Genomic DNA, 1,899 nt, shown 5'->3' with positions numbered 1-1,899 from the left:
GGGAACGCCCGCCTGGGACGTCGCGCGGATCGACCGGACATTCGCGGAGACCTTCGTCCTGAGATCCGAGCTCCTAGGGATCGCCTCAGAAAACGGAAAATAAAGCACGCTAAGCCGTAAGTAAGCGTGCTCCTGTGAAAGCCACAGCTAAAACTGCGTAGTACACATAGAGGTATTTTTTTCTAGATTTATATCGAATTTCGTTATCGAATTTCGCTTATTATTGATCAACTCGTTGCAGATCATGAAGGCGAAAGTATGACGAATAACCCTACCGATGACAGCAGACCATGGTCGGTCTTTCTTATTTTTCTGCGGCTTGGATTGACATCTTTTGGCGGCCCCATTGCGCACTTGGGCTACTTCCGCGCCGAATTTGTCACACGGCGGCGCTGGCTCTCCGAACGGAGCTATGCTGACTTGGTCGCGCTTTGTCAGTTCTTGCCAGGGCCTGCAAGCAGCCAGGTCGGCATAGCGGTAGGACTGTCTCGGGCTGGATACAGCGGGGCGCTGGCTGCTTGGGCTGGCTTCACGCTGCCGTCTGCCATAGCCTTGATCCTTTTTGCGCTCGGCATCTCCAGCTATGGCGATTACGTCTCGCAGGGCGCGTTGCATGGCTTAAAAGTGGTGGCTGTGGCCGTGGTCGCTCAAGCAGTATGGGGCATGGCGCGTAACCTATGCACGGATGGGCTGCGAGTCACCATCATGGCAATTGCTACCTGCGTCGTTTTACTTGTGCCGTCCGCGTGGGGACAGGTTGGCGTGATTGCTATCGCAGGCATCGCAGGCCGGTTATTGTTCAAGCCAGCGAAAGTTGTTGAGCATGACCCCCTACCTATCACGGTCAGTCACCGGGCCGGCGTGCTTTGGCTCTCGCTGTTCTTTGTCTTGCTGATTGGCCTGCCGGTGTTGGCCGAACTGATGCCAAGTCAAACCATGGCAATGGTGGATTCCTTCTATCGTGTCGGATCACTGGTGTTCGGCGGTGGTCACGTTGTGCTGCCATTACTGCAAGCCGAAGTGGTGCCCTCCGGCTGGGTCAACAATGAATCCTTTCTCGCGGGGTACGGGGCAGCTCAAGCGGTGCCCGGCCCTTTGTTCACGTTCGCCGCGTTTCTTGGTGCCTCGATGAACACCGCCCCGTCGGGCTGGATCGGCGGCATTGTGTGTCTGCTGGCTATCTTCGCGCCCTCGTTCTTGCTGGTCGTCGGATCAATGCCATTTTGGGAGCGTTTGCGCCGCAATACAGGCATCCAAGCTGCGCTGGCCGGGATCAATGCCGCTGTAGTCGGCTTGCTGCTGGCCGCGCTGTATCAGCCTGTATGGACTAGCGCCATCTTTCAGCCGCAAGACTTCGGCTTGGCATTAGTTGCCCTTGTCGCACTTATGTTCTGGAAGCTCCCGCCGTGGCTGGTTGTCCTCGGTAGCGGTGCAGCTGGGTGGCTGTTGAGCGTCGCTCTGTGAGGCACAAAAAATGACTGACAAAGACCTCTACGGCGGTTTGATCCGCCTGCACATCCTTCACCATGCAGCCGAGGAACCTGTCTTTGGGCTGGGGATCATCGAAGAGCTACGCCGACACGGCTACGAGATGAGCGCTGGCACCGTGTACCCGATGCTGCACGGCCTGGAAAAAAAAGGCTATCTGACCTCACGCCACGAACGCACCGGGCGACGTGAACGGCGTGTTTATGACATCACTGAACAAGGCAGAACTGCACTTGCTGATGCGAAAACAAAGGTCAAGGAGCTGTTCGGAGAGTTGGTAGAAGGTGGTTGAGTTTTTGCTTCTATGTCAGGTTGAGCTATACCCTAACTGGATTGTCATTTTCAGAAGACGACTGCACCAGTTGATTGGGCGTAATGGCTGTTGTGCAGCCAGCTCCTGACAGTTCAATA

At 55.9% G+C, this 1,899-nt stretch carries 2 protein-coding genes; both read left to right on the top strand.

The features are described 5' to 3' along the window. The first annotated feature begins 258 nt into the window (after positions 1-258). Complete coding sequence (gene chrA / locus OKC40_RS22290; protein WP_000184001.1) at positions 259-1,464, top strand: chromate efflux transporter; 1,206 nt, start codon at positions 259-261, stop codon at positions 1,462-1,464. Between the two features lie 10 nt (positions 1,465-1,474). Then, complete coding sequence (locus OKC40_RS22285) at positions 1,475-1,780, top strand: PadR family transcriptional regulator (RefSeq protein ID WP_000130000.1); 306 nt, start codon at positions 1,475-1,477, stop codon at positions 1,778-1,780. The last annotated feature ends 119 nt before the right edge of the window (positions 1,781-1,899 follow it).

Origin of the sequence: Aeromonas sp. QDB11 (genome assembly GCF_027705265.1) — a bacterium.
Classification (GTDB): domain Bacteria; phylum Pseudomonadota; class Gammaproteobacteria; order Enterobacterales; family Aeromonadaceae; genus Aeromonas; species Aeromonas allosaccharophila.
This window is presented reverse-complemented; position numbering and strand designations above follow the sequence as displayed.